Source organism: Actinomadura sp. 7K507, from assembly GCF_004348425.1.
In the GTDB taxonomy this organism is placed as follows: domain Bacteria; phylum Actinomycetota; class Actinomycetes; order Streptosporangiales; family Streptosporangiaceae; genus Spirillospora.
In genome coordinates this window covers 1-26,142 of the sequence record NZ_SMKK01000061.1, presented here as the reverse complement: position 1 = coordinate 26,142, position 26,142 = coordinate 1, and the positions used below count along the sequence as shown (strand labels likewise).

Sequence of the window (26,142 nt, the reverse complement as noted above, 5' to 3'; positions counted from 1 at the left end):
CGCTGCGACGGCGTCCCGGTAGTCGGACGGCTCGGATACCTGACTCACGGTCACAGAGCCTACTCGTCGGTGCCCCGTGTCCCGGTCGGGCCCCACACTGGAGGTATGGACGTCTTCTTCAGGGAGTGGGAACGGCGCACTCCGGGCGAGACCCGCGATATCGGGCGGGCCCGTGCGCTGGCCGGCACCCTGGACGTCCTGTCGCCGGACGCTCCGGTCCTGACCGTCGTCGGGTCCAAGGGGAAGGGGACGGCGGCGACCTACGCCTCGGCCTTCCTCGCGGCCGCCGGTCTTCGCGTGTGCACCGTCACGAGTCCCGGCCTGCGCACCGACCGCGACCGGATCAGGCTCGACGGCCGCGCCGTCTCCGAAGCGGAACTCGCCTCGCTGGCGGCGGCCCTCGATGAGGCCGCCGGTGCCCTCCCCCCGCCCGCGGACGGCTATCTGTCGCCGGCCGGGCTGTTCACGATCGCGGGCGTCCTGCACGCGCGGCGCGCCGGCGCGGACGTGATCGTCCTGGAAGCGGGAATGGGCGGACGATCGGACGAGGTCAGCCTGTTCACACCGGCCGTCGCGGCGATCACGCCGATCTTCCGCGAGCACGCCGGGGTGCTCGGTGACACCCCGGCGGAGATCGCGCGGGAGAAGCTCGGCGTGGCCGGGCCGCAGACCCTCGTCCTGTCGGCGCCGCAGTCTCCCGAGGTCACCGAGGCGCTCGGGCCGGTGGAGCGGATCGGGGAGGGCGGCAGCGGCCTCGCGGCGGACCTGCTGCCCGCCGGACTCGGACGCGGCAGCGCCGAACTGGGCGTCGCGGCCGCCCGGCGGCTCCCGGGGGCGGCCGAGCCGCCGGACGAGTCGCTCGGAGCGGTGCTGTCGTCGATCGTCCTGCCCGGACGGCTGTCCTCGCACTACGTGCCGGGGTCGGCGACGAGGCTGCTCGTCGACTCCGCCATCGACCGCACCGGAATCGCCGCGGCGCTCGCGGCGGCGCGGCGCGCCTGGGGGACGATCGACCACGTCGTCGTCTGCCTGCCCGACCACAAGGACCTCGGCGGCGCCATCGGCGAACTCGGCGGCCTCCCCGTGACGTTCGTCCGGCTGCCGCTGCCGCACCTGCGCTTCACCCACGCGCTGCCGCCCGGCTGGGACGTCGTCGATTCGGACGCCATCACCCCCGAGTCGCTCGCCACCCTCGGGCACCGCGTGGCCGTCCTCGGAACCGGCTACTTCACCGGGCTCGTGCTGGGCGTGGTGGACGCCGACACCGAGCGGCTCTTCCTCACTTCGGCTTCTCCACGTCGTTCCTGATGCGGCGCATGACGTCGGACATCAGTGCGAACTGCGCGCCCGGCGCGGCCTGGTTGGACGCGACGATGCCGTAGGAGTCCCTCGTCGCCCACGCGCAGAACGTGTGGGTCTCGGCGAGGACGGCGAACGTCCCGCAGACGGCCTTCCCGCCCTTCGGGCCGGCGTCGGCGTCCTGCCCGGCGATGAACGTGGAAGGCCGAGCCTTCTGCAGGAAGGCTCCGGGGTCGCCTACGGGGCCCGTTCCGCCCACGAACAGGACGTTGACCGGCTGGACGGGCTCCTCGCTGTAGACGGCCTGGCCGCGCTCGGCGGCCGGGATCCCGCCCGCCTCGACCGCACCCGCGACGAACGGGTACGCCGCGCTGGTCTGGGGCGGGGTCAGCGGGTCCTTGTGCAGCCCGCCGGCGTTCGGACCTGCGTCGATCACCTTCTTGGACGCCGGGACACCCGTCGTGCGGGCGTCCTTCTTGGCGCCCGCGCCGCCTTCGTCCATCCGGAACGCCAGCACGCCCACCATGAGGACACCGGCCGCGACCACGGTGGTGCCCGCGACCAGCAGAAACCTGGGCAGCCGCTTCTTCCTGGCGGGAGGCGGCGGGCCCGGCGGCGCCTGGCCCGGGACGGCCGGCAGCGGGCCGGTGCCGTCCCGGATCACGGGATGCGCCCCGGACCCCCCGCCCGGGACGATCCGGTGGGCGCCGGAGCCGCCCGGAAGCACGCCGTGGGGGCCGGTGCCGTCCGGGACGACACCGTGCGGGCCCGTCCCGTATCCGTGGCCCGGCATCCGGTGCGGGCCCGTCCCGTCGCCGGATTCGGCCGACCACCACGGGCGCGAGCCGCCCCAGGGCGCCGGCGCGGCGGCGACCCGCTCCGGTGCGTCCCCGTTCTCGACGACCCGCGGCGCGTTCAGGTCACCGCCGGACGCGGAGTCCGGCGCGTCAGACCGAGGTGGTGATTCGGCCATGGCACTCCCGATGGTTCAAGTCCTGGCAAAGCCCGCCACCCGGATCGTAACCGCGACGGACGGGACGCGCCGACCGTTCTCCGGGTCCGCCTCCCCGTCACCCCGCGGGGAGGACGGTCAGCTGCGACTCCAGCCGGCTGATGTCGGCCTCGGCCTGCGCGAGACGCTCCCGGTTCTTGGCGACGACGGCATCGGGCGCCTTCGCCATGAACGCCTCGTTCCCGAGCTTGCGGGTGGTCTGGTCGACCTCCTTGCGGGCGGCGGCCAGGTCCTTCTCCAGCCGCTTGCGCTCGGCGGCGACGTCGATGGCCCCGGCGGTGTCGAGCCGGACGGCGACGCCCTCGACCTGCAGGGACGCGGTGGCCGAGAAGCCCTCGCCCGGCTCGGTGAGACGCAGCAGCGAGCGGACGCCCTCCTCATGCGCGGACAGCGGCGAGCCCGCCCACTCCAGCGCCGCGGCGACCTTCTGGCCCGGCTTGAGGCCCTGGTCGGCGCGGAACCGGCGGACCTCGGTGACGAGACGCTGCAGCGACTCGACGACGGCCTCGGCCTCCCGGTCCGTGCGGGCGGGATCGGCGGACGGCCACGGCGCGGTGACCACGGTCGCGCCCGCGGAGGCGGGTTCGCCCGGTGTCGCGCACAGAGCCGTCCACAGCTCCTCGGTGACGAACGGGATCACCGGGTGCAGCAGCCGCAGCAGCTTGTCGAGGACCTCCCCCAGGACGCGGCGCGTGGCTTCGGCCCGCCCGTCCGCCAGCTGGACCTTGGCCAGCTCCACGTACCAGTCGCAGACCTCGTCCCACGCGAAGTGGTACAGGGCCTCGCACGCCTTGGCGAAGTCGTAGCCCTCCAGGTACGCGTCCACCTCGGCGATGACGGTCTGGAGGCGCGACAGGACCCAGGCGTCCACGGTGGACACCTCCGCAGGCATCTCCCCGCGGACGTGCGCGCCGTTGATCAGCGCGAACCGCGTCGCGTTCCACAGCTTGTTGCAGAAGTTGCGCGACCCCTGCGCCCACTGCTCGGCCACCGGCACGTCGCCGCCCGGGTTCGCGCCGCGCAGGAGCGTGAAGCGCGTCGCGTCGGCTCCGTACGCGTCGACCCAGTCGAGCGGGTCGATGACGTTCCCGAACGACTTGGACATCTTCTTGCCGAACTCGTCGCGGACCATGCCGTGCAGGGCGATGGTGCCGAACGGCTGGACGCCGTCCATCGCGTACAGCCCGAACATCATCATCCGGGCGACCCAGAAGAACAGGATGTCGTAGCCGGTGACCAGCACGGACGTCGGATAGAAGCGCTTCAGTTCGGGCGTCTCGTCAGGCCAGCCCAAGGTCGAGAACGGCCACAGCGCGGAAGAGAACCACGTGTCGAGGACGTCGGGGTCCTGCGTCCACCCGGCGGGCGGCTCCTCCCCCGGCGCCGGGCAGGCCACCTCGCCGTCCGGCCCGTACCAGACGGGGATGCGGTGCCCCCACCACAGCTGCCGGCTGATGCACCAGTCGTGCATATTGTCGACCCACTCGAAGTAGCGGGCCGCCATCTCCGGCGGGTGGATCGTGACGCGGCCGTCGCGGACGGCGTCGCCGGCGGCCCGCGCCAGCGATTCGACCTTCACGAACCACTGCAGCGACACGCGCGGCTCGACGACCGTCGCGCAGCGCTGGCAGTGCCCGACCGAGTGCTCGTAGGGACGGACCTCCTTGACGATCCGGCCCTGCTCGCGCAGCGCCGCCACGACCGCCGGCCGCGCCTCGAACCGGTCGAGGCCCTCGAACGGGCCGGACGCGGTGATGACGCCGCGCTCGTCCATCACCGTCAGGGACGGCAGGGAGTGCCGGCGGCCGATCTCGAAGTCGTTGGGGTCGTGCGCGGGGGTCACCTTCACCGCGCCCGTCCCGAACTCGGGATCGACGTGCTCGTCGGCGACGACCGGGATGCGGCGGCCGGTCAGCGGAAGCTCGATCTCCCGGCCGACCAGGTGCGCGTACCTGGGGTCCTCGGGGTGGACGGCCACGGCGGTGTCGCCGAGCATCGTCTCCGCCCGCGTGGTGGCGACGACGACCTCGTCCTCGCCGGAGCCGTACCGGAGCGACACCAGCTCACCGTCGACGTCCTCGTGCTCGACCTCGATGTCGGACAGGGCCGTCAGGCAGCGGGGGCACCAGTTGATGATGCGCTCGGCCCGGTAGATCAGCCCGTCGTCGAACAGCCGCTTGAAGATCGTCTGGACAGATGCGGCACGTGCGGCGTCCATGGTGAACGCCTCGCGCGTCCAGTCGACGCTGTCGCCGAGGCGGCGCATCTGGCCGAGGATCCGGCCGCCGGACTCCGCCTTCCACTCCCACACCCGCTCGATGAACGCCTCGCGCCCGAGGTCGTGCCGCGACACGCCCTCCTTGGCCAGCTCGCGCTCCACGACGTTCTGGGTGGCGATTCCGGCGTGGTCCATCCCCGGCAGCCACAGGGTCTCGTGGCCCCGCATCCGGTGCCACCGGACGAGGGTGTCCTGGATCGAGTGGTCGAGCGCGTGCCCCATGTGCAGCGAGCCGGTGACGTTCGGCGGCGGGATCACGACCGAGAACGGGGGCCGGTCGGGCGCTCGTCCCGGGTCGGGCGTGAACAGCCCCTCCGATACCCACCGCTCGTAAAGCCGGCCCTCCACGTCCGCCGGTCGGTACTGAGTGGGCAGGTCGACGTCCGCGGCGGCCCCCTGGCCGCGCTCAGTGCTGGGCTGTGTCACGGCTGCAGATTCTACGGGGACCGCGAAGGCAGAACGTCCCGGGCCGCCCGTACGTCCGATAATTCGGCAACGGATGGGAATGCCCCCATCCGTTCGCCGCATCATCATGAGTGGCTGGAACCGTTCCTACGGACCGAGCGGGTGTGGTCCGCTCAGCCGCGCGCCCCAAACGGTCTTGGGCGCACTGGTTCCCGGCGTACTCGACCCCGGTACGGCGACACGCATCCTGTGCGTGGTCCGGTCCCGGGAGGCCGGTTCCCTGCACGACCTGGCCAAGTGGGACACGGCCAGAGGCGACGGGGAGGCCCCGAACCATCTCTCCGGTGGCACGGGGGCCCCGCACACTGGCACCGTTCCCGGCGTCCCAGATCGCTTACTGGACGCTATCAGGACGTCACGCCCCGTGTCTCAAATTCCTCCGATCCAAGTGCCGCTCAAGTCCACCGGTGCCCGATCCTGCTCACAGGCAAGACAGGTGTCGCGCTCCACCCCAGTCTGCCCAGCGCATGCCGTGCGGGTCGGCCGCCTCTACCACCTCGGCGCCAAGCGGGCGCGGCGGCGGGCGGACGCCAGCCGGGCGCCGATGGACTTCCATCTGCGCAACGCTTTCAGCACGGACGACGTCCGCGTCACCACGAGGATCTGGGAGATCGAAGACTCGGGCGGCGACGGCATGGGGCTGTGCGGGCGCCTGACCGCGACGCAGCGGAGCACCTACTCGTACAACTCGATCTGCGGGTGGGCGACCAGGACGACGTTCGCGCTGGTGATCCCGAACGGCGGGAAGACGCCCGGGAGGACCGAGCCGCCGGAGTACAAGGTCTCCGGGTTGCAGCGCGTGATGCGAGACATCCGCGCGGACGTCGAGAGCTGATCCGCCGTACCTCCCGGTATCCCGTGAGGGTCGGGACACAGGTCACCTGACACCGGGTCGTCCCGCCGGAAAGGGTGACGGAAAACTCCTGCGACGGCGGGCGAAGGGAGAGGGACGGGATGCGAGCGGTACTGGCACGCGCCGCCGTGCTGGCCGGCGCGTTCACCGCGGGGGCCGTGGCGGCACGTGCCGCGACCATCCCTCACCTTCGCAGCCTCACCACCGACCTCCAGCGCTCCCGGGAGCGGATCCTCGCCAGCCGGGAGGAGGAGCGGCGGCAGCTCCGCCACGACCTGCACGACGGGCTCGGGCCGACCCTGGCCAGCCTCGCGATGTCGCTGGACGCGGCGCGCATCACGCTGGCCTGCGAGCCGGAACGGATGGACCCGCTGCTCGCCGACGTCCGGGACCGGCTCGCGACGGCCGTCGGGGAGATCCGTGAGCTGGCGCACGGGCTCCGCCCTCCCGCCCTGGACGACCTCGGGCTCGTCGCGGCCATCGAGTCGTTCGCCGAGGGCTGCTGTGAGCGGGTGGCCGTGCGCTTCGACGGCGGGCATCTCGAGCTTCCCGCGGCGGTGGAGGTGGCGGCGTACCGGATCGTCCAGGAGGCGCTGACGAACGTCCGGCTGCACGCGCCGGGGAGCACCGCGACGGTCCGGCTGTCCCGGGACGACGACCTCCGGGTCGTGGTGGCCGACACCGGGCCGGGGCTGCCCGACGCGGCCCGCAACGGCGCCCAGCCGGGGTCGCACCGCGGCATGGCCGCGATGAAGGAATGGGCCGCGGAGATCGGCGGCAGTTGCGCGATCACGTCGCGGAGCGGCGGCGGGACCGTCGTGTCGGCCCGGCTGCCGCTCGCCGCCGCGGAGACCGCCGCCGGGTATCATCGCCTTTCACCAGGAAAAGGCGGACGTAGATGACCGAGAACATCCGTGTTCTCATCACCGACGACCACCCGGTGTTCAGGCAGGGCCTCAAGGGGCTCCTGCACGCGCTCGGTGTGGAGGTCGTCGGCGAGGCCGAGAACGGCCCGGACGCGGTGAGGCTGGCGGCCGAGCTGCAGCCGGACGTCGTCGTGATGGACCTGCACATGCCCGGCGGCAACGGCATCGAGGCCACCCGGACGATCACCCGGACCAGCCCGCGCATCGGCGTCCTGGTCCTGACGATGTTCCGTGACGACGACTCGGTGTTCGCCGCGATGCGCGCCGGCGCCCGCGGCTACCTGCTGAAGGAGTCGGGCGCCGAGGAGATCGCCCGCGCCGTCCGGGCGGTCGCCGCGGGCGAGGCCATCTACGGGCCGGAGATCGCCCGCCGCGTGCTGACCTACTTCACCGACATGCCCGACCCGAGGCAGGCCGCGTTCCCCGAACTGACCGAGCGGGAGCGGGACGTCCTCGAACTCATCGCGCAGGGCCGCAGCAACGCCGAGATCGCCGGGACGCTGTTCCTCAGCCAGAAGACCATCCGCAACCACGTCTCGAACATCTTCATGAAGCTGCACGTCGCAGACCGCGCCCAGGCCATAGTCGTAGCCCGCGAAGCGGGCCTGGGCGAATCCACGCGCAGCTAGCCCCCGAGAACACGACACGCCCCCGGCCACGAACCGGGGGCGTCCGTATGGACCGCGCGGACCTGACTACGCGGACTTCTCTCTCGGTTCGCGCTTGGAGCGGTCTCGGGGGACGAGGGTCGGGTTGACGTGTTCCAGGACGGCCTCGCGGGTGATGACGACGCGGGCGACGTCCTGGCGGCTCGGTACCTCGTACATCACCGAGAGCAGGACCTCCTCCATGATGGCGCGGAGGCCGCGGGCGCCGGTGCCGCGCAGGATGGCCTGGTCGGCGATCGCCTCCAGGGCGTCGTCGGTGAACTCCAGGTCGACGCCGTCGAGTTCGAAGAGGCGGTGGTACTGGCGCACCAGCGCGTTCTTCGGCTCGGTGAGGATGTTGATCAGGGCGTCCCTGTCGAGGTTGTGCACCGACGTGATCACCGGGAGCCGGCCGATGAACTCGGGGATCAGCCCGAACTTCAGCAGGTCCTCCGGCATCACTTCGCCGAACACGGCCGACGACTCCTCGAAGTCGGACTTGGAGCGGATCTGGGCACCGAAGCCCATGCCCTGCTTCCCGACCCGGGACTCGACGATCTTCTCCAGGCCGGCGAACGCGCCGCCGCAGATGAACAGCACGTTCGTGGTGTCGATCTGGATGAACTCCTGGTGCGGGTGCTTGCGGCCGCCCTGCGGCGGGACGCTCGCGGTCGTGCCCTCCAGGATCTTCAGCAGGGCCTGCTGGACGCCCTCACCCGAGACGTCGCGGGTGATCGACGGGTTCTCGCTCTTGCGGGCGACCTTGTCGACCTCGTCGATGTAGATGATCCCGGTCTCGGCCTTCTTGACGTCGTAGTCGGCCGCCTGGATCAGCTTGAGGAGGATGTTCTCGACGTCCTCCCCCACGTATCCGGCCTCCGTCAGCGCCGTGGCGTCCGCGATGGCGAACGGGACGTTGAGGAGTTTCGCGAGCGTCTGCGCGAGGAGCGTCTTGCCCGATCCGGTGGGGCCCAGCAGCAGGATGTTGGACTTGCCGATCTCGACCGGGTCGTCCCTGCCGGCGTCGCCCGACTGGATCCGCTTGTAGTGGTTGTAGACGGCGACGGACAGCGCCTTCTTCGCCGTGTCCTGCCCGATGACGTAGGAGTCCAGGAACTCGTAGATCTCCCGCGGCTTGGGCAGGTTGTCCCACTTGAGGTCGGAGGTCTCGGAGAGCTCCTCCTCGATGATCTCGTTGCAGAGATCGATGCACTCGTCGCAGATGTACACGCCCGGACCCGCGATGAGCTTCTTGACCTGCTTCTGGCTCTTACCGCAGAACGAGCACTTCAGCAGATCACCACCGTCGCCGATGCGTGCCACCCAACTGTCTCCTTTTCGTGGGGCCGCCCGCCTTGGAGGATGCGGCGCAGCTCGGTTGCGTCCCGAAGGCTCTCGACGTTGGACTCGACGTTACCGCCTCCAACGGGCTTGGAAAGCCCCTCGCCCGGAAGTGTGGCGGCCGGGCTCGGGGTTCTCCTCGTCCTCATGTCGTCTCAGGACGACACTACCTCGGCTTTGCGCTTCCTGCTGGCGAAGACATCGTCGATGAGACCGTAGTCCTTCGCCTCGTCCGCCGTGAGGATCTTGTCGCGCTCGATGTCCTTGCGGACCTCGTCGACGCTCTTGCCGCTGTGCTCGGCCAGGATGGTCTCCAGAAGCTCGCGGATCCGCATGATCTCGCGCGCCTGGATCTCTATGTCGCTGGACTGCCCGTAGGTGCCCTCGGTCGCGGGCTGGTGGATCAGTATCCGCGAGTTGGGCAGCGCGGCCCGCTTGCCCGGTGTACCGGCGCCGAGCAGCACCGCCGCGGCCGAGGCGGCCTGGCCGATGCAGACCGTCTGGATTTCGGGCTTGACGAACTGCATCGTGTCGTAGATCGCCGTCATGGCCGTGAACGAGCCGCCGGGCGAGTTGATGTAGATGCTGATGTCGCGGTCGGGGTCGATCGACTCCAGCGTGATCAGCTGGGCCATCACGTCGTTGGCCGACGCGTCGTCGATCTGCACGCCGAGGAAGATGATGCGCTCCTCGAACAGCTTGTTGTACGGGTTCATCTCCTTGACCCCGTACGTGGTGCGCTCGACGAACGACGGAATGATGTAGCGGCTCTGGGCCGGCGCCGGGGACCCATCCGTCTGGACGCCGGGCCGGACCAGATCGCTGAAACCGGGTCGGATGAAGTCGCTCACTGTGTGCCTCCGAATCAGGATCAGGTCGTCAGGAGACGGTGCCCTCGGAGGGCACCTGGGTGGCACTGAGCACCACGTGGTCCACCAGCCCGTAGTCCTTGGCCTCGTCGGCGGTGAACCAGCGGTCGCGGTCGGAGTCGCTCTCGATCTGCGCGAGCGTCTGGCCGGTGTGTTCGGCGATCTTCTCGGCGAGCGTCTTCTTGACGTACAGCATCTGCTCGGCCTGGATCTTGATGTCGGAGGCGGTGCCGCCGATGCCGCCGGACGGCTGGTGCATCATGATGCGCGCGTGGGGCAGCGCGTAGCGCTTGCCCGTCGTCCCGGCGCACAGCAGGAACTGGCCCATCGACGCGGCCAGGCCCATGCCCACCGTGACGACGTCGTTCGGGACGTACTTCATGATGTCGTAGATCGCCATACCGGCGGTGACGGAGCCACCTGGCGAGTTGATGTAGAGCGTGATGTCGCGCCGGCCGTCCTCGGCCGACAGCAGCAGGAGCTCGGCGCAGATGCGGTTGGCGATATCGTCGTCGACCTGCTGGCCGAGGAAGACGATGCGTTCACGCAGCAGCCGCTGGAACAGCTGGTCGCCCAGAGGCATCAGGGGCGCCTCGGCGACCCGCGCCTGGATCGGCGACGACTCGTCGAAAGTCGGAGGCATGCTCACCGGTGTTCCTCCGGTCCTTTAATCGGTTCGGATGCTTGGACATTAACGCGCGGACGGGCCCGTTTAAGCCCGGGGGGCCGCCTTTTCGCCAGGGGCGTATCCGCGCGGCGCCGGACGCCCCCCGGGCCCTACCGGCGATCTTCGCGAAAGCGACCCCCGCAGAGGACGCTCCCTCCATCCCCCGGTCAACTCAAAGCACACGCGTCGCGGGACGCCCTCGCTTCGCTCAGCTCAGAGCGGAGAGAGCGTGCGGGGATGCCCTTACCCCGGTTCACTCCGCACAAAGGAACGCCCCGCACCCGGGTGTCCGAATGCGGGGCGCCGCCCGATGCGTCGGGGAACGTCCAGAACGTCTCAGGAGTCCTTGGAGTCCTTGTCCTGTGCGTCCTTCGCCTCGGCGGCCGGGGTCTCCTCAGCGGCGTCCTCAGCCGCCTTCGCGGAGGCCTCGCCGGCTTCGCCGGTGTCCTCGTCGTCCTGGACCTCTTCGGCGCCTTCAGCGTCCTCGGCGTCCTCGGCCTGGACGGTCTCGCCCGTCTCGCCGTTCAGCTCCCGCTGGACGGCCTCGACGTCGATCTCGTTGCCCGACTCGTCCTTGACGGTCACGTGCTCGACGACGAGGTTCAGCGCCTTGCTGCGCAGCACCTCCGAGACGATCGCCGGGAGCTGGTTGTTCTGGGTGAGGTACTCGGCGAGCTGCTGCGGCTGCACGCCCATCTGCATCGCCTGCGTGACGACGTACTCGCTGAGCTCCTCGTTCTCGACGTTCAGCTCCTCCTGGACGGCGAGCTGGTCGAGGACGAAACCGCCCTTGACCGCGAGCCGGGCGGCGTCGGCGACCTCGGTGTCGAACTCCTCTTCCGTCTTCTCCTCGCCGGAGAGGTAGTCGTCCTTGGTCATGCCCGCCATCTGGAGCTGCTGCTCCAGCTGCTGGTTGCGGCGGTCGACCTCTTCGTCCACGACCTTGTCGGGAAGCGGGATGTCGACCTTCTCCAGCAGCGCCTCAAGGGCCTTGTCGCGCGCCTCGGACAGCTGCTGCATCCGCACCTGCCGGTCGAGCCTCGACCGGACGTCGCCGCGGAGCTCTTCGATGGTGTCGAACTCGCTCGCGAGCTGGGCGAACTCGTCGTCCAGGTCGGGCAGGTTCTTCACCTTCACGCTCTGCACGGTGACGGTGATCTCGGCCTGCTCACCGGCGTGCTCGCCGCCGGCCAGGGCTCCGGTGAACGTCTTGTCCTCGCCCGCGGCCAGGCCGATGAGCGCCTCGTCCAGGCCCTCGACGGCCGACTCGCTGCCGACCTCGTAGGAGTAGCCGCTCGTGGAGGCGTCCTCGATCTCCTCCCCGTCGATCCTGGCTACCAGGTCGATGGTGGCGAAGTCGCCCTCCTCGGCGGCGCGCTCGGCGTTGGTGAGGGACGCGAACCGCTCGCGCAGGTTGTCGATCGTCTCGCCGACCTGCTCGTCGGTGACCTCGGCGTCGTCCACCACGACCTCGAGGCCGTCGTAGTCCGGCACCTCGAACTTCGGCCGGATGTCGACCTCGGCGGTGAACGCGAACTGGGTTCCGTCCTCCAGCTCGGTCACCTCGACCTCGGGCTGCCCGAGCACGAAGAGCTCGGACTCCTCGACGGCGCGGCCGTACAGCTCGGGAAGCGCGTCGTTGACCGCCTCCTGCAGGACCGCACCCCGGCCGACGTACTTGTCGATCAGCGGGGCGGGGACCTTGCCGGGCCGGAAGCCCTTGATCCGCACCTGCTGCGAGATCTCCTTGTACGCCTTGTCGAGGTTCGGCTTGAGCTCGTCGAACGGAACCTCGACGGTGAGCTTGACCCGGGTGGGGGTCAGCTCCTCGACATCGGTCTTCACTGGGGTAGGTCTCCTTGATCGGGCGCTGTCTCGGCCGCGGCGTTCGACGCGTACTTCTTCCTGCCTGCGAACTTGAAGCCTGCGAGCCATCGGCCTGCACACGCCTACGGGCCCGTTGCCCGGTCCGTCTACGTCGTCCACTCAGCCGGTCAGTCTCTCAGCGGCGCGGGCACGCCGAATACGGCTCCGCGCCTTCGCGCGGCCAAGTCTATGGGGTAGCGGCGCCGTCTGCGCGCATCGGTCGCCCACAAGACCGACGAATCCGCGTCAACGTTCCCGCACAGGCAGTGACATAAGCCATCCGAAGCCCCATACTCGTCCGGGATGAACGGGATAGCTGCGGCCTTCAGTGCCACCGGTCTCTACTACCTCGGGTTCGCCGTCTTCAAGCTGGCGGCGGACCGGATGGCCCCTCTCCGGGGCAACCGCATCCTGCACATGATCTGGACGATCGTGAGCAACTGGATCTTCCTGATCGCGCTCGCGATCGTGCTGACCGGGCTCGGCCTGCAGATCCTCGCGCTCAGCAGGCTTCCGCTGTCCACCGCGGTGCCGATCTTCATGTCCGGCATGGTCCCGCTGCTGCTGATCGCGCTGGTGTTCTTCGGTGAGCGGCTCACCCCGCGCGAGTGGCTGAGCCTGGTGCTGATCGGCGCCGCGATCCTGCTGCTGACCGCCTCGCTCGGCGGAGACGGGCCGATCAGCTCCGCGGACGCGCCGCTGTGGAAGATCGCGGTGGTGGTCGCCCCGGCGGTCGTGGTGCCGGTGCTGATCCTGGTCCTGGGCGACTACCGGCCGGACGGCAGGCACGCCCGCCCGATCACCGGGATCGCCTACGGGCTCAGCTCGGGCTTCCCGGTGGGAACCGCCGAGCTGGCGATCAAGGGCTGGAGCGACCACGCCGACGCGACCAGCCTGCGGATCGCCATGACGCCCTGGCCGTACCTGACGGTGGTCGCCGCGGCGATCGGGTTCGGGATCATGGTCATGGCGTTCCAGCGCTGCCGGGTGTCGATCGTGGCGACCGTGATGACGGTCACCGCCAAGACGTACCTGCTGGCGATGGGCACGTTCATGTACGGGGAGGCGTGGCCGCAGGACACGGCGTACTCCGCGATGCGGCTGGGCGCCCTGACGCTGGGCGCGATCGCGGTCCTGCAGTTCCCCCGGCACAGGCCCGTTCAGGAAGCGCCGGGCGATCCCTCCCGGCAGGACGTCTCCTCCGCGCGGGACCCGTTCGGCGGTTCCGCGCTGGACGGCCCGCCGCCCGGCGGGCCGCTGTACCGCCATAGCGGGCAAGGCGAAGGCGAGATGCCGCAGCCGGGCGAGATGCCGCAGCCGCAGGTGCCGCCGCAGCGTTCCCAGTACGCGAACGACCCGCTCGGCCAGGGCCCGTACAACCGGCAGGGGCCGGCGCCTCGGCCGCCGCGCCGTCCCGTCCGTCCGCAGAGTCCCACGGAGACGGGCTCGGACGGGCGCTGGCGCGGCTTCAGCGACTGACCGGGAACGGGCCGACACCCCGGGCTTCCGCTGGAAGCCCGGGGATCGTTTTTCCCGGGGTCGGCGGGTGCGGGTCAGCGGTCCTTGCCGGGGAGACCCCCGTCGAGACCGGCGCGGCGGAGGGCGTCGGCCATGGCGCCGCCTCCCTTGCCGCCGCCCTGGCCGCCTTCTTGGCCCCCTCGTCCGCCTCCGCGCTGGCCGCCGCGTCCGCCGCCCTGGCCGCCGCCGCCCTGACCGCCGCCCTGGCCGCCGCCTTGGCCCCCGCGTGCGTTCTGGCCGCCGCGTGCGCTCTGGCCGCCGCGGTTCTGGCGGCCGCCGCGGTCGCGCTGCTCGCCGCGCCGGCCCCCACCCTGCTGGTCGCGGCCCTGCTGGTCGCGGTTCTGCTGGCCGCGGCCCTGCCGGTCGGCGCCCGGCTCGTCGTCCAGCCGGAGCGTCAGCGAGATGCGCTTGCGCTGAAGGTCGACCTCCAGGACCTTGACGCGGACGATGTCGCCGGGCTTGGCGACGTCACGCGGATCCGACACGAACTTGTCGGACATCGCGGAGATGTGGACGAGCCCGTCCTGGTGGACGCCGACGTCCACGAAGGCGCCGAACGCGGCGACGTTGGTGACGACGCCCTCAAGGATCATTCCGGGTTCGAGGTCGGCGAGCTTGTCGACGCCCTCCTTGAACGTGGCGGTCTTGAACGCCGGGCGCGGGTCACGGCCGGGCTTCTCCAGTTCGGCGAGGATGTCGTGGACGGTCGGCAGCCCGAAGGCGCTGTCGACGAAGTCCGCGGGCTTCAGCGACCGCAGGGCGGCGGTGTTGCCGATGAGTCCCTTGATGTCGTTGCCCGCCGCGTCCAGCATCCGCCGGACGACCGGGTACGCCTCCGGGTGGACGCTGGAGGCGTCGAGCGGGTCGTCGCCGCCGGGGATGCGCAGGAAGCCCGCGCACTGCTCGAACGCCTTCGGGCCGAGCCGCGGGACGTCCTTCAGCCCGCCCCGGGTCCGGAACGGGCCGTTGGCGTCGCGGTGGGCGACGATGTTCTCGGCGAGGCCCTCCCCGATGCCCGACACGCGGGTCAGCAGCGGCGCGGACGCGGTGTTGACGTCCACGCCGACACCGTTCACGCAGTCCTCGACGACGGCGTCGAGCGAGCGGGACAGCTTCACTTCGGAGATGTCGTGCTGGTACTGGCCGACTCCGATCGACTTCGGGTCGATCTTGACCAGCTCGGCGAGCGGGTCCTGCAGGCGGCGGGCGATCGACACGGCGCCGCGCAGGGAGACGTCCATGCCGGGCAGTTCGCGCCCGGCGTACTCCGACGCCGAGTACACCGACGCGCCGGCCTCCGACACCATGATCTTGGTGAGCTTGAGGTCGGGGTGGCGGGCGATCAGGTCGGCGGCGAGCTTGTCGGTCTCCCGGGACGCGGTGCCGTTGCCGATGGAGACGAGGTCGACCTTGTGCTCGCGGGCGAGGCGGGCGAGCGTCTCGATCGACTCGTCCCACTTCCGGCGAGGCCCTGTTTCACCCCCTTGGCTACGCCCCGCCGCCCCCAGGTGCGGGTAGATGGTGTCGGTGGCGACGGCCTTGCCGGTGGCGTCCACGACGGCGACCTTGACGCCGGTGCGCAGGCCCGGGTCCAGGCCCATCGTCGAGCGGGTCCCGGCGGGAGCGGCGAGCAGCAGGTCGCGCAGGTTCGCGGCGAAAACCCGGACCGCCTCGTCCTCGGCCTCCTGCCGGAGCCGGGTGCGCAGGTCGATTCCGAGGTGGACGAGGACGCGGGTACGCCACGCCCAGCGGACGGCGTCCGAGAGCCACTTGTCGGCCGGGCGGCCCTGGTCGGTGATCTGGAACCGGCGGGCGATCTCGGCCTCGTACGAGCTGCGCGCCCCCGGCTCCTCCGGGGTCTCCTCGGGCTCCAGGTCGAGATCGAGGACCTCTTCCTTCTCGCCGCGGAACAGCGCGAGGACGCGGTGCGAGGGCAGCTTCGCGAACGGCTCGGCGAAGTCGAAGTAGTCGGAGAACTTGGCGCCCGCCTCCTGCTTGCCGTCGCGGACCCGCGAGACCATGCGGCCCCGGTTCCACATGCGTTCGCGCAGGGCGCCGATGAGGTCGGCGTCCTCGGCGAAACGCTCCACGAGGATGGCGCGCGCGCCCTCCAGCGCGGCCGCCGCGTCGGCGACGCCCTTGTCCGCGTCCATGTAGCCGCCCGCGGCGGCCTGCGGGTCGTGGGACGGGTCGCCCAGCAGCAGTTCGGCGAGCGGTTCGAGACCGGCCTCGCGGGCGATCTGCGCCTTGGTGCGCCGCTTCGGCTTGTAGGGGAGGTAGATGTCCTCCAGCCGCGCCTTGGAGTCGGCCTCGACGATCCGGGCCTTGAGCTCGCCGGTGAGCTTGCCCTGCGACTCGATCGACTCCAGGATCGCGGCGCGCCGCTCGTCCAGCTCGCGCAGGTAGCGCAGCCGCTCCTCCAGCGCGCGGAGCTGCGCGTCGTCGAGGGTGCCGGTCGCCTCCTTGCGGTAGCGGGCGATGAACGGGACGGTCGCCCCGCCGTCGAGCAGGTCCACCGCGACCCGCACCTGCCCCTCGCCGACGCCGATCTCCTCGGCGATGCGCTGGGTGATGGGCGGGGCCGCGGGCTGGGTGCCCTCCTGGCCGGTGGACGTCTGGCTGGTGGTCGCTGTCACAGCTTCGATTCGCTTTCTCCCCTGGATGTCAGCGTGCATTGTCCAGGGAACGGGCCTCGTTGTCTTGTCACCGGGTTGAGTTGTCTGGTCACCGGGTTGATTTGTCACCGCTCGATACGGCCGAACACGTGTGGCACGGACGCAGGGTAGGTCTAACTCCCCCGTGGCCGTGGACGAGAGGGGATCTAGCACCACCGAGACTTGGACCGGAACCGACCACAATGGTGGAGTCGGAACCGTCGGACACAGCACCCATCGGACACAGCACCATCGGACAGAGCACCATGGAGGACCAGGTGAGCCCCCAGCGCGTTGTCGAGCTGCTCGGAGAGTACGCGCGGCGTGTCTTCGTCAGCTTCGTCCGTGCGGTCGTCCAGATCGTGCTGGCGTACGCGGTGCACCTCCCGTTGTTCATCCTGGCGGTGCTGTCGATCGTGTTCATCCCGCTGGGCGCCGGGGTCGTGCTGACGCCGGTCGTGTTCCAGGCGATCCGCACGGTCGCCAACCAGCAGCGGGCGTGGGCCGCCGAATGGTCGGGCGTGAAGATCGCCATCCCGTACCGGCCGGAGCCGGCGGGCGGGCTCGGCCCGTTCGGGCGGCTGAAGTGGCTGCTGGCCGACCCGGCGTCGTGGCGCGACCTGCTGTGGACGCTGCTGAACATCCCGATCGCGCTCGTCCTCGGGGTCCTGGCGGCCGGTACGGCGCTGTACGGGCTGGAAGGCGTGCTCGTCGCGCCGTGGATCGCGGCGCTCTGGACCTTCGGCTGGGGCCCGTTCTGGATGATCGAGGACTACGGAGCACTCGGTTACGCCGGCACGCTCGTCCTCGGGGCCGCGATGGTGGCGGCGTCCGTCCGGCTGGGGCCGCTGCTCCTGAAGGCGCACGCGCTGTTCGGCCAGTCGCTGCTCTCGCCGACGCGGGGCGCGCTGACCGAGCGCGTCCAGCGGCTCACCGAGACGCGGTCGGAGACGGTGGACGCCTCCGCGGCCGAGCTGCGCCGCATCGAGCGGGACCTGCACGACGGCGCGCAGGCCCGGCTGGTCGCGCTCAGCATGAACATCGGCCTCGCCGAGGAGATGATGAAGCACGACCCGGAGACCGCGCAGCAGCTGCTCGCCGAGGCCCGCGCCGCCAGCGGGTCGGCGCTGACCGAGCTGCGCGACCTGGTCCGGGGCATCCATCCTCCGGTGCTGGCCGAGCGCGGTCTGGACGGGGCCGTGCAGGCGCTGGCGCTCAGCCTGCCGCTGCCCGTGGACGTCCGGACCGATCTGCCCGGACGCCCGGACGCGCCGGTCGAGTCCGCCGCCTACTTCGCCGTGGCGGAGATGCTCGCCAACGTGGTCAAGCACTCGGGTTCGCGGCGGGCCTGGGTCCAGGTCGAGTACTCCGGCGACCGGCTGCTCATGATCATCGGTGACGATGGGACGGGCGGCGCCGACCCCGCGCGGGGCTCCGGTATGCGCGGGATCGAGCGCAGGCTCGCGGCCTTCGATGGGACGATGGCCGTGACGAGCCCGCCCGGCGGGCCGACCGTCGTGACCATGGAGCTGCCTTGCGCGTTGTCATCGCCGAAGACCTTGCCCTCCTCAGAGACGGGCTGATCCGCCTGCTCAGCGCGTTCGAGTTCGAGGTCGTGGAGGCCGTCGACAACGGCCCGTCCCTGCTCCGGGCGCTGACCACGCACCGTCCGGAGGTCGCGGTGGTGGACGTGCGGCTCCCGCCGACGTTCACCGACGAGGGCCTGAAGGCGGCGCTGGAGGCGAGGCGGGAGATCCCGGGGCTGCCGGTGCTGGTGCTGTCGCAGCACGTGGAGCAGCTGTACGCGCGTGAGCTGCTGTCCGACAGCACGGGCGGGATCGGCTACCTGCTGAAGGACCGGGTGTCGGACGTCCAGGTCTTCGTGGAGGCGGTGCGCCGGGTCGCGGCCGGCGGCACCGCCCTCGACCCGGACGTGGTGTCGCAGCTGCTGACCCGGCACGCCCGCGAGGAGCCGCTGCAGCAGCTGACCCCTCGCGAGCGGGAGGTGCTCACGCTGATGGCCGAGGGCAGGTCGAACGCGGCGATCGCCGGGAAGCTGTTCGTCACCGAGAAGGCGGTCAGCAAGCACACCAACAACATCTTCGGCAAGCTCGGGCTGCCGCAGTCCGAGGACGACAACCGCCGCGTCCTCGCCGTCCTCGCCTACCTCGGCACCTGACGCCCCCGGCCCGGCCTATCGGGCCCAGGGCGGGACGAGGCGTTCGTCTCCCTGCGGGGCGATGTCGCATTTGGTGTCGTCCACGACGGCGTCGGGGTCGTAGGCGAGGCAGCCCGCGTGGGCGGCGACGACGGCGGTGAACCCGGTGCCGGGCGGCGAGGTCATCTGGCGCGGCGTGTCGGCGGGCAGGACGACGGTGTCGCCGGGGCCTGGTTCGAGCTTGTGTCCGTCCAGGTCGATGGTGGCGGTGCCGTCAAGGAACGTCCACACCTGCTCGGTGTCGAAGGCGTGCAGCGGTCCGGTCTTGCCCGGCGCCATGTCGACGCGCCAGACGGCGATGCCCCGCGTGCCGCCCTGGGTGGGCGTCGCGAGCGTGGTCATGGTGCCGTTGGGCGTTTCGGTGCGGCGGCTTTCGGTGTCGCGGATGAGCGTCATGAGCCCCGATCCCCTAAGTTGGACAATGTGGTTGTCCATATAGTCAATGAGGTTGTCTTTCATGTCAAGTGACGGCGACGCACCGGGCTTCGAGCTGCCGCTGCGGCTGTTCCTCGCGTTCCGGGTGATCATCGACGAGCTGCACGCCGAACTGGCCGAACAGGGGCATCCCGACCTGCGGCCGATGCACGGTTTCGTGTTCCAGGCGATCGGCCCGGACGGCATCACGGCCGTGGAACTCGGCCGGCGGCTGGGAGTGTCCAAGCAGGCCGCGGGCAAGATGATCGAATCGCTGGAGCGGAGCGGCTACGTCGAGCGCGCCGCCGACCCGTCCGACGCCCGCCGCAAGATCGTCCGGCTGACGGCGCGGGGCACGGACTCCCTGGACCGCTCCGCGCGGATCTTCGACCGGATCCGGGACGACTGGGTGCGCCGGCTGGGCGCCGACCGCGTCCGGGCGATGGAGCGCGATCTCCGCCAGGTCACGCCCGCCGACCTGTGGCGGCTGGACCTGCCCGGCTGGTTCGGGACGCCGTGAAGATTCTTTCCGGATCGTCCGGCCGTACGTGCGCAGCTAGCCGCTTAGACCACCGTTTCCGGCGTTCGCGGGCCGCCGCGGACCTCTTGAACGCACCGTTCCACCCGGTTACCATCTGGCCAATTCTTAGGAAACTTTCCTAAGAATTGCGCGGGGATTCCTGTTTGCTCGGGGGCCGAACGAACGGAGAATCATGTCAGCACCGGGCGGACGGCGGGCCATACTGCTCGCCGGCGCGACGACCCTGGCGGTGGCCACCGCCCTGCTCACGGCGCCCCCGGCGTCGTCGGCCGGAACGGTCACCGCCACCTGCACCAAGACCCAGGATTGGGGCACGGGCTTCGGCGGCACGTGCACGATCACCAACGGGACGGGCACGTCCCTGAACGGATGGACCATCGAGGCCGACCTCCCGTCCGGGACGACCGTGACGTCGGTATGGGACGCGACCAAGAGCGTCTCAGGCAACCACTACACCTTCACCGACGCCGGCTGGAACGCGACACTGGCCGCCGGTTCCACCGCCAGCTTCGGGTTCAACGGGACGGGACCCGGCTGGTTCAGCGGCTGCACGGTCAACGGCGCGGCCTGCGACGGCTCCGGCGGTCCGGGCGGCCCCGGCGACGACGGCGAGGCCCCCTCCGCCCCGTCCGGCCTCCGCTCCACGGGCAAGACGTCCACGAGCGTCTCGCTGGCGTGGAACGCGGCGACCGACAACGTCGGCGTCACCGGATACGACGTCTACAACGGCGGCACGAAGGCCGCCTCCGTCACCGGCACGAGCGCCACCGTCAGCGGGCTGTCGGCCGGCACCGCCTACACCTTCACCGTCAAGGCGCGCGACGCCGCGGGCAACGCCTCCCCCGCGTCCGGCTCCGTCTCGGTCACCACCGGGGAAGGCGGCCCCGGGAACGCCGGCGGGAAGGTCATCGGGTACTTCGCCGAGTGGGGCGTCTACCAGCGGAACTACCACGTCGAGAACATCGAGACGAGCGGCTCCGCCGGCAAGCTGACCCACATCAACTACGCCTTCGGCAACGTCCAGGGCGGCAAATGCACCATCGGCGACGCCTACGCCGCCACCGACAAGGCCTACACCGCCGACCAGAGCGTCGACGGCGTCGCCGATACCTGGGACCAGCCGCTGCGCGGCAACTTCAACCAGCTCCGCAAGCTGAAGAAGCTGCACCCCGACCTGAAGGTGATCTGGTCGTTCGGCGGCTGGACGTGGTCCGGCGGCTTCGGCCAGGCCGCCCAGAACCCGGCCGCGTTCGCCGAGTCCTGCCACAACCTGGTCGAGGACCCGCGCTGGGCGGACGTGTTCGACGGCATCGACATCGACTGGGAGTACCCGAACGCCTGCGGGCTCACCTGCGACAGCAGCGGCCCGGACGCGCTGAAGAACCTGATGTCGGCGCTGCGGACCAGGTTCGGCTCCGGCGACCTCGTGACGGCCGCGATCACCGCCGACGCCAGCGCCGGCGGCAAGATGGACGCGGCCGACTACGCCGGCGCCGCCCAGTACGCCGACTGGTTCATGCCCATGACCTACGACTACTTCGGCGCGTGGGCGGCCCAGGGCCCGACGGCCCCGCACTCCCCGCTGAGGTCCTACCCCGGCATCCCGCAGGCGGGCTTCAACAGCGCGGAGACCATCGCCAAGCTGAAGTCGAAGGGCATCCCGGCGAGCAAGCTGCTGCTCGGCATCGGCTTCTACGGCCGAGGCTGGACGGGCGTCACCCAGGCCGAGCCGGGCGGCACCGCGACCGGAGCCGCGCCCGGCACCTACGAGGCCGGCATCGAGGACTACAAGGTCCTCAAGGGCCGGTGTCCCGCGACCGGCACCGTCGCCGGAACCGCCTACGCCAAATGCGGCAGCCAGTGGTGGAGCTACGACACGCCGTCCACCATCGGAGGGAAGATGGCCTACGCCCAGGACGAGGGCCTGGCGGGGGCGTTCTTCTGGGAGCTCAGCGGCGACACCGGCAACGGTGAGCTGATCACCGCGATCAGGAACGGTCTCGGCTGAGCCGTTCGCCAGAAGGGGCCCCCATCCCCTTACGGCAGCCGAGACATCGGGCCCCTGACCACCCTGGACACCGGTCAGGGGCCCTTCCAGCGCGGTACCGGCCCGGCCGGAGGCTCCAGTACCGTCGGTGATGATCGTTTCCATCTCGGACGGAGCGGCGGTCACCCGACGGCGTTAGGAGTTGCCTTGCAGGATTGGGCCCTGGGCAGGACGTACCGGAGCGAAGCCGGTGAGGTTCGCTGGGACGTGTACGGGGACGAGCACGCGAACCCGGTCGTCCTTCTGCACGGCACACCGTTCTCGTCCTACGTGTGGCGTGGCGTCGCGCGCGCTCTGGCCACGACCCACCGCGTGTACGTGTGGGATATGCCGGGCTACGGGACCTCCGAGATGAGCGATGGGCAGGATGTCTCGCTCGCCGCGCAGGGTCGCGTCTTCAAGGAACTGCTGGCGCACTGGGGCCTGGACGAGCCGTACGTCGTGGCGCACGACTTCGGGGGCGCCGTGGCTCTCCGGGCGCATCTCCTGCATGGCGCCCGCTACCGTTCCCTCGCACTCGTCGACCCGGTCGCGCTCGCCCCGTGGGGGTCGCCGTTCTTCCGCCTGGTCGGCGCCAACGCGGAGGTGTTCGAGCAGCTCCCGCCCGCTTTGCACGGGGCGCTCGTCCGGGAGTACGTGTCGTCCGCGAGCCACCGGGGCCTGCATCCGGCGGTCCTTGACGCGCTGGTCCGACCGTGGCTGGGAGACGCCGGGCAGCCGGCGTTCTACAGGCAGATCGCGCAGGCGGACCAGCGCTACACCGACGAGATCCAGGGCCGGTACGGCGAGCTGACGCTTCCCGTCCTGATCTGCTGGGGTGACTCGGACACCTGGATCCCCGCCGCCAAGGGGCACGAGCTCGCCGCCCTCATCCCCGCGGCGCGGCTCCGGCTGATCGAGGGCGCCGGGCACCTGGTGCAGGAGGACGCGCCCGCGGAGCTGACCGCCGCGATCACCGGATTCCTCGGATGATCACGGCCGTCCTCTTCGATCTCGACGGCACCCTCCTCGACCATGAGGGGGCGGCGGCCGAGGCGATCACCCGGTCGTTCCCGGACGCGGACCCGGCGTGGCTCGTCCCGCGCTGGACGGAGCTGACCGAGGCGGCCGTCGACCGGTACCTGGCGGGCGAGCTGAGCTTCACCGCGCAGCGCCGCGCCCGGATCGTCCCCCTGGCCCGGGAACTGGGGCTCGGCGACTGGGACGAGGCCCGCGCCGACGCGTGGGTCGCCGGATTCCTGGCGCTCTACCAGGCCGCGTGGCGTCCGTTCCCCGAGGTGGGGCGGGTGCTGGACGCGCTCGCGGGGCGCGGCCTGCGGCTCGGGGTGATCACGAACGGGGACGCGGAGCAGCAGCGCGCGAAGATCGAACGGCTCGGCCTCGCCGATCTGCTCCGCCACGTAGTGACGTCCAGCGAGACGGGATCGGCCAAGCCCGCCGCCGGGATCTTCCGGGCGGCGTGCGCCGGGCTCGGCGTCCCACCGAACGAGGCCGCCTACGTCGGGGACCGGCTCATCACCGACGCGCAGGGCGCCGCCGCCGCGGGACTCACCGGCGTGTGGCTCGACCGCTCCACCGAGCCCGCACCGGACCGGCTGGAGGTTCCGCGCATCACGTCACTGGACGCGCTGCCGCGGCTGCTCGAACCGGATCACAGCACGGAACCCCGGTGACCCGGTAGCGGACGGCGCCGGGGTCACCCCCGGCGCGGCCCGCCTCCGCCCTCGTCACGCGGTCTGCAGACTCGCCTGGATCTCCAGGATGATCTGGACCTTGTCGCTGAGCCCGAGCCCATTGCCGCCCGGCACCTTGGCGGTGTCGCCGACGCCGAACTCCAGCCGGCTGATCTCGCCTGTCGCGGTGAAGCCCGCGCGGGCGCCCTTGAACGGGTCGTCCTCCCGGAACGGGTCGGGGCCGAAACCGCCGACCTCCAGATCGAGCGGGACCTGCCTGGTCATGCCGCGCAGCGTCAGCTCGCCGTCCAGGACGAAGCCGTCCCCGCCGGGACGGACTCCGGTGGAGCGGTACGTCATCGTCGGGTACTTCTCGACGTCCAGGAAGTCGGCGCTCCGGACGTGCTCGTCGCGCTGGGCGATGCCGGTGTCGATCGAGGCCAGGTCGATGGTCGCGGTCACCGACGAGCCGAGGGGATCGTCGCCGGTCACGACCGTCCCCTCGAGCGTCCCGAAGCGCCCGCGGACCCTGCTGACCATCAGGTGCCGGATGGTGAAGCCGACGTTGGTGTGGAGGGGGTCGATGATCCAGGTGCCGGCGATGTATCCGGGGATCTCGACAAGCTCGGCCGTCATCGTGTCTCCTAGGGTTACGCGAAGTAAGGCGGTTCCGATCAGGAACCGTCTCCATGGTGCGGACACCCTCGGAGCCGGCACAAGAAGGCACTTTTTTCTGCCTTGGTCACCTGGAGATAACCATGCAGCACACCACGGGTCAGCACACCACCGGGCAGCACACCGGAAACTGCCGGGCGCGCGAGATCCTCGAACGGGTCGGCGACAAGTGGTCCCTGCAAGTGATCGCGCTGCTCGGCGAGCGCACCAAGCGGTTCACCGAACTCAAGCGCGAGATCGACGGCATCAGCCAGCGGATGCTCACCGTCACCCTGCGCGGCCTGGAGCGCGACGGCATCGTCACCCGCACCGTGTATCCGGTGATGCCGCCACGCGTGGACTACTCCCTCACCCCCTTGGGTGCGACGCTGATGGAGGCAGCCATCACCCTTGTCGCCTGGGCGGAATCCCATCTTCCTGAGATCGACGCCGCCCGCGCCGACTACGACGCCCGCACCGCAGACCCGGCCCCCTTCAAGACCCCCTGAGCTCCACGTCACAAAAGACGCACACATAGTGCTCGTCCTTGACGACGTTGAGCTCTCCGCACTCTGGACAGTGCCGGAAGACGAACGTGGTGGTGAAGCCGTCCGGCCTTTGGATGCGGGCGTGGTCGAGCGCATCGGCTACGGCAGGCCAGGAATCGGGGTCCGGGCAATAGCCGGTGGACTGGTTGCTGACTTCGGTGACGGCCGCGCCTTCGAAAGTGATCTCACCTGCGGCCAGGACATTCCGCCCGCCCGCACAGGCGACGTGTTCACTGCGGCGCGGAGCGATCCGGAGCACGCCTTCGAGATCGACGACGTAGGTGAACGGTTCGTCCTGCGTCATCCGTTCCACGTCCGCCGGGCACGTGATGGCATCACCGACGGCGCCTGGACGCACCTCGTCGAGCAATTGGGCCGGACCCACATAGACGTACACGCGGCCACCGTAACGCGACCCACCTAGAACCTGGACGCACGCGCAGAACGCCCGGCCTTGCACGCCGAGGTACGGCCAGCTCCGGGCGCGCGACCCGCTCACCGACGCGGCCCGCGCGGTCGGCGGCGACGCAACACGCCACCCTTTGATTAGTACAAATCTCCACGTATTGTGTGAAATGGGACAATGAGGGGAGTCGAATGTTGCGCGTGTTCTGTTTCCACACCCTCGGAATCACGGTCGAAGACCTCTACCTGATCGACCCCGACCCCAACCGCGGAGGGCACGAACGCGGCGTCCGCGTCGAATTGCGCCTGCTCGGCGACCCCACCTGGCGCGGCTCCCCCAACGCGTCCCAGCCCGTCATCGTGGACCAGGCCGTCTGGCGGGCCGACTTCCTGGAGTCGGTCGCCGGCGGCCCCGGCTGCAAGGACCGCATGCACCACCACCCGGGCATGCTCGACAACGAGCCCGGCCTGCGCGTCTTCGACCCCGACCTCACCGCCGACCCCATGGGCTGGCTGGAACACCAGCTCTCCAACGTCCTCCCCCACCTGGAGGCGGCCGGCGTCGACACCGAGCCCCACCACACCTCGGCCGAGGCCCTCCACGAAGCGGCCCCCGAGATAGCCGGCACCGTGGCGACCGTCCTCGGCGAAGTCCGCGCCGGCACCCTCGCCACCACACCCCGGAAATAGCCTCGATTCAGATAAGCGTCAACAAAAGACGATCGTCCGGTATGCGACGTTACGCGGGTTCCCTTCGGGGAACGGCCTGCCTCCGACGGATCCGCCACTCATTACTCAGCGAAATGGGGAAGAGCATGCGCAAGTTCCTCGGAGCGGTGGGCCTGGCCGCCCTGGTCGCACTCGGTCCCGCGGCACCCGCGTCCGCCGAGCAACCGGCCAGGCAACCGGCCGTCCAGCAGGTGCAGGCACAGAACGAGGACGGCGGCGGCAGCAAGGCGGGTCTGTGGGGCCTGCTCGGCCTCCTGGGCCTCCTCGGCGCCATGGGCATGAGGAAGTCCAAGCCGAAGGTCGGAACCGCGGAAAGCCGCACCGGCACCGGCCGCCGCGAAGGCCCGGGAATGTGAGAGTGCCGGCCGCCGCCCGAGCGCGCCTCACGGCACCGCCCGAGCGGCGGCCCGGGACTCCCCTGTCGGGCTGGCGGGATTTGAACCCACGACCCCCGGCACCCAAAGCCGGTGCGCTACCAAACTGCGCTACAGCCCGCACACGATGGAGAAGTCTAGACC

The 26,142-nt window shown here is 70.6% G+C and carries 24 protein-coding genes and 1 tRNA gene; 14 read left to right on the top strand and 11 right to left on the bottom strand.

The annotated features are described in order from the left end of the window. Window positions 1-105: 105 nt before the first annotated feature. The gene (locus E1285_RS16085) at window positions 106-1,308 is read left to right on the top strand and encodes a hypothetical protein (RefSeq protein WP_132152764.1); all 1,203 of its coding nucleotides are present in this window, start codon (window positions 106-108) and stop codon (window positions 1,306-1,308) included. On the opposite strand, the gene E1285_RS16080 is transcribed toward E1285_RS16085, so the two are convergent. Next, window positions 1,280-2,272, bottom strand: coding sequence for a hypothetical protein (locus E1285_RS16080; RefSeq protein WP_132152762.1), 993 nt, complete (start codon window positions 2,270-2,272; stop codon window positions 1,280-1,282). The genes E1285_RS16085 and E1285_RS16080 overlap by 29 nt on opposite strands. Window positions 2,273-2,369: 97 nt before the next feature. After that, window positions 2,370-5,015: a valine--tRNA ligase gene (locus tag E1285_RS16075; protein WP_243722809.1), complete on the bottom strand. Its 2,646-nt coding sequence runs from the start codon at window positions 5,013-5,015 to the stop codon at window positions 2,370-2,372. Window positions 5,016-5,526: 511 nt separating this feature from the next. Between E1285_RS16075 and E1285_RS16070 the strand changes: the two genes are divergently transcribed. The 3 genes from E1285_RS16070 to E1285_RS16060 all read left to right on the top strand — a co-directional run bounded on the left by E1285_RS16070 (window position 5,527) and on the right by E1285_RS16060 (window position 7,462). Beyond that, window positions 5,527-5,889, top strand: coding sequence for a hypothetical protein (locus E1285_RS16070; RefSeq protein WP_132152757.1), 363 nt, complete (start codon window positions 5,527-5,529; stop codon window positions 5,887-5,889). Between the two features lie 119 nt (window positions 5,890-6,008). After that, window positions 6,009-6,809, top strand: coding sequence for a sensor histidine kinase (locus E1285_RS16065; protein ID WP_132152755.1), 801 nt, complete (start codon window positions 6,009-6,011; stop codon window positions 6,807-6,809). Further along, complete coding sequence (locus E1285_RS16060) at window positions 6,806-7,462, top strand: response regulator transcription factor (protein ID WP_132152753.1); 657 nt, start codon at window positions 6,806-6,808, stop codon at window positions 7,460-7,462. Before E1285_RS16065 ends, E1285_RS16060 begins: the two co-directional genes overlap by 4 nt. A 66-nt stretch (window positions 7,463-7,528) precedes the next feature. Here the strand turns inward: E1285_RS16060 and clpX are convergent, their stop codons facing one another. The 4 genes from clpX to tig form a co-directional block, all read right to left on the bottom strand. Beyond that, entirely contained in the window at window positions 7,529-8,803 is a 1,275-nt protein-coding gene (gene clpX, locus E1285_RS16055) for an ATP-dependent Clp protease ATP-binding subunit ClpX (RefSeq protein ID WP_132152751.1), read from the bottom strand. Window positions 8,804-8,976: 173 nt separating this feature from the next. Continuing rightward, window positions 8,977-9,639 (bottom strand): ATP-dependent Clp protease proteolytic subunit, encoded by a 663-nt coding sequence (locus E1285_RS16050; RefSeq protein WP_132152788.1) that lies wholly within the window; start codon window positions 9,637-9,639, stop codon window positions 8,977-8,979. Window positions 9,640-9,700: 61 nt separating this feature from the next. Next, on the bottom strand, window positions 9,701-10,333 hold the full coding sequence (locus E1285_RS16045) for an ATP-dependent Clp protease proteolytic subunit (RefSeq protein ID WP_132152786.1): 633 nt from the start codon (window positions 10,331-10,333) through the stop codon (window positions 9,701-9,703). Window positions 10,334-10,693: 360 nt separating this feature from the next. Beyond that, window positions 10,694-12,202 carry a trigger factor gene (gene tig / locus E1285_RS16040; protein WP_132152749.1) on the bottom strand — a complete coding sequence of 503 codons (1,509 nt, stop codon included), beginning with the start codon at window positions 12,200-12,202 and terminating at the stop codon, window positions 10,694-10,696. Between the two features lie 324 nt (window positions 12,203-12,526). Between tig and E1285_RS16035 the strand changes: the two genes are divergently transcribed. After that, a complete protein-coding gene (locus E1285_RS16035) occupies window positions 12,527-13,702 on the top strand; it encodes a hypothetical protein (protein WP_132152747.1) in 1,176 nt (391 codons plus the stop codon). Window positions 13,703-13,776: 74 nt separating this feature from the next. Here E1285_RS16035 and E1285_RS16030 read toward each other — a convergent pair whose 3' ends face one another. After that, window positions 13,777-16,377 carry a Tex family protein gene (locus tag E1285_RS16030; protein WP_279510068.1) on the bottom strand — a complete coding sequence of 867 codons (2,601 nt, stop codon included), beginning with the start codon at window positions 16,375-16,377 and terminating at the stop codon, window positions 13,777-13,779. Between the two features lie 296 nt (window positions 16,378-16,673). Here E1285_RS16030 and E1285_RS16025 point away from each other — a divergent pair, with 296 nt between their 5' ends. Both E1285_RS16025 and E1285_RS16020 read left to right on the top strand, forming a co-directional pair. After that, complete coding sequence (locus E1285_RS16025) at window positions 16,674-17,978, top strand: sensor histidine kinase (protein WP_243722808.1); 1,305 nt, start codon at window positions 16,674-16,676, stop codon at window positions 17,976-17,978. Next, on the top strand, window positions 17,930-18,574 hold the full coding sequence (locus E1285_RS16020; RefSeq protein WP_132152741.1) for a response regulator transcription factor: 645 nt from the start codon (window positions 17,930-17,932) through the stop codon (window positions 18,572-18,574). The genes E1285_RS16025 and E1285_RS16020 overlap by 49 nt, the downstream gene beginning before the upstream one ends. A gap of 15 nt (window positions 18,575-18,589) precedes the next feature. Here E1285_RS16020 and E1285_RS16015 read toward each other — a convergent pair whose 3' ends face one another. Beyond that, a complete protein-coding gene (locus E1285_RS16015) occupies window positions 18,590-19,009 on the bottom strand; it encodes a cupin domain-containing protein (RefSeq protein ID WP_132152739.1) in 420 nt (139 codons plus the stop codon). A 61-nt stretch (window positions 19,010-19,070) separates the two neighbouring features. Here E1285_RS16015 and E1285_RS16010 point away from each other — a divergent pair, with 61 nt between their 5' ends. The 4 genes from E1285_RS16010 (at window position 19,071) to E1285_RS15995 (ending at window position 23,288) form a co-directional block, all read left to right on the top strand. Further along, on the top strand, window positions 19,071-19,547 hold the full coding sequence (locus tag E1285_RS16010; RefSeq protein WP_132152737.1) for a MarR family winged helix-turn-helix transcriptional regulator: 477 nt from the start codon (window positions 19,071-19,073) through the stop codon (window positions 19,545-19,547). A gap of 193 nt (window positions 19,548-19,740) precedes the next feature. Next, window positions 19,741-21,576 carry a glycoside hydrolase family 18 chitinase gene (locus E1285_RS16005; protein WP_132152735.1) on the top strand — a complete coding sequence of 612 codons (1,836 nt, stop codon included), beginning with the start codon at window positions 19,741-19,743 and terminating at the stop codon, window positions 21,574-21,576. 186 nt (window positions 21,577-21,762) lie between these two features. Further along, window positions 21,763-22,587: an alpha/beta fold hydrolase gene (locus E1285_RS16000; RefSeq protein ID WP_132152733.1), complete on the top strand. Its 825-nt coding sequence runs from the start codon at window positions 21,763-21,765 to the stop codon at window positions 22,585-22,587. After that, window positions 22,584-23,288 (top strand): HAD family hydrolase, encoded by a 705-nt coding sequence (locus E1285_RS15995; protein ID WP_132152731.1) that lies wholly within the window; start codon window positions 22,584-22,586, stop codon window positions 23,286-23,288. Before E1285_RS16000 ends, E1285_RS15995 begins: the two co-directional genes overlap by 4 nt. Window positions 23,289-23,342: 54 nt before the next feature. Here E1285_RS15995 and E1285_RS15990 read toward each other — a convergent pair whose 3' ends face one another. Further along, window positions 23,343-23,924: a YceI family protein gene (locus E1285_RS15990; RefSeq protein ID WP_132152729.1), complete on the bottom strand. Its 582-nt coding sequence runs from the start codon at window positions 23,922-23,924 to the stop codon at window positions 23,343-23,345. A gap of 122 nt (window positions 23,925-24,046) precedes the next feature. Here E1285_RS15990 and E1285_RS15985 point away from each other — a divergent pair, with 122 nt between their 5' ends. Then, window positions 24,047-24,451 (top strand): helix-turn-helix domain-containing protein, encoded by a 405-nt coding sequence (locus E1285_RS15985; RefSeq protein ID WP_132152727.1) that lies wholly within the window; start codon window positions 24,047-24,049, stop codon window positions 24,449-24,451. On the opposite strand, the gene E1285_RS15980 is transcribed toward E1285_RS15985, so the two are convergent. Next, window positions 24,438-24,887, bottom strand: a complete 450-nt coding sequence (locus tag E1285_RS15980; protein WP_132152725.1) for a hypothetical protein — start codon at window positions 24,885-24,887, stop codon at window positions 24,438-24,440. The two genes, E1285_RS15985 and E1285_RS15980, sit on opposite strands and share 14 nt — an antisense overlap. A gap of 200 nt (window positions 24,888-25,087) precedes the next feature. Here E1285_RS15980 and E1285_RS15975 point away from each other — a divergent pair, with 200 nt between their 5' ends. Then, window positions 25,088-25,585: a hypothetical protein gene (locus tag E1285_RS15975; protein WP_132152723.1), complete on the top strand. Its 498-nt coding sequence runs from the start codon at window positions 25,088-25,090 to the stop codon at window positions 25,583-25,585. A 125-nt stretch (window positions 25,586-25,710) separates the two neighbouring features. Beyond that, a complete protein-coding gene (locus E1285_RS15970; RefSeq protein ID WP_132152721.1) occupies window positions 25,711-25,980 on the top strand; it encodes a WGxxGxxG family protein in 270 nt (89 codons plus the stop codon). Window positions 25,981-26,045: 65 nt separating this feature from the next. On the opposite strand, the gene E1285_RS15965 is transcribed toward E1285_RS15970, so the two are convergent. Continuing rightward, window positions 26,046-26,119: transfer RNA gene (locus E1285_RS15965), tRNA-Pro, on the bottom strand. Between the last annotated feature and the right edge of the window lie 23 nt (window positions 26,120-26,142).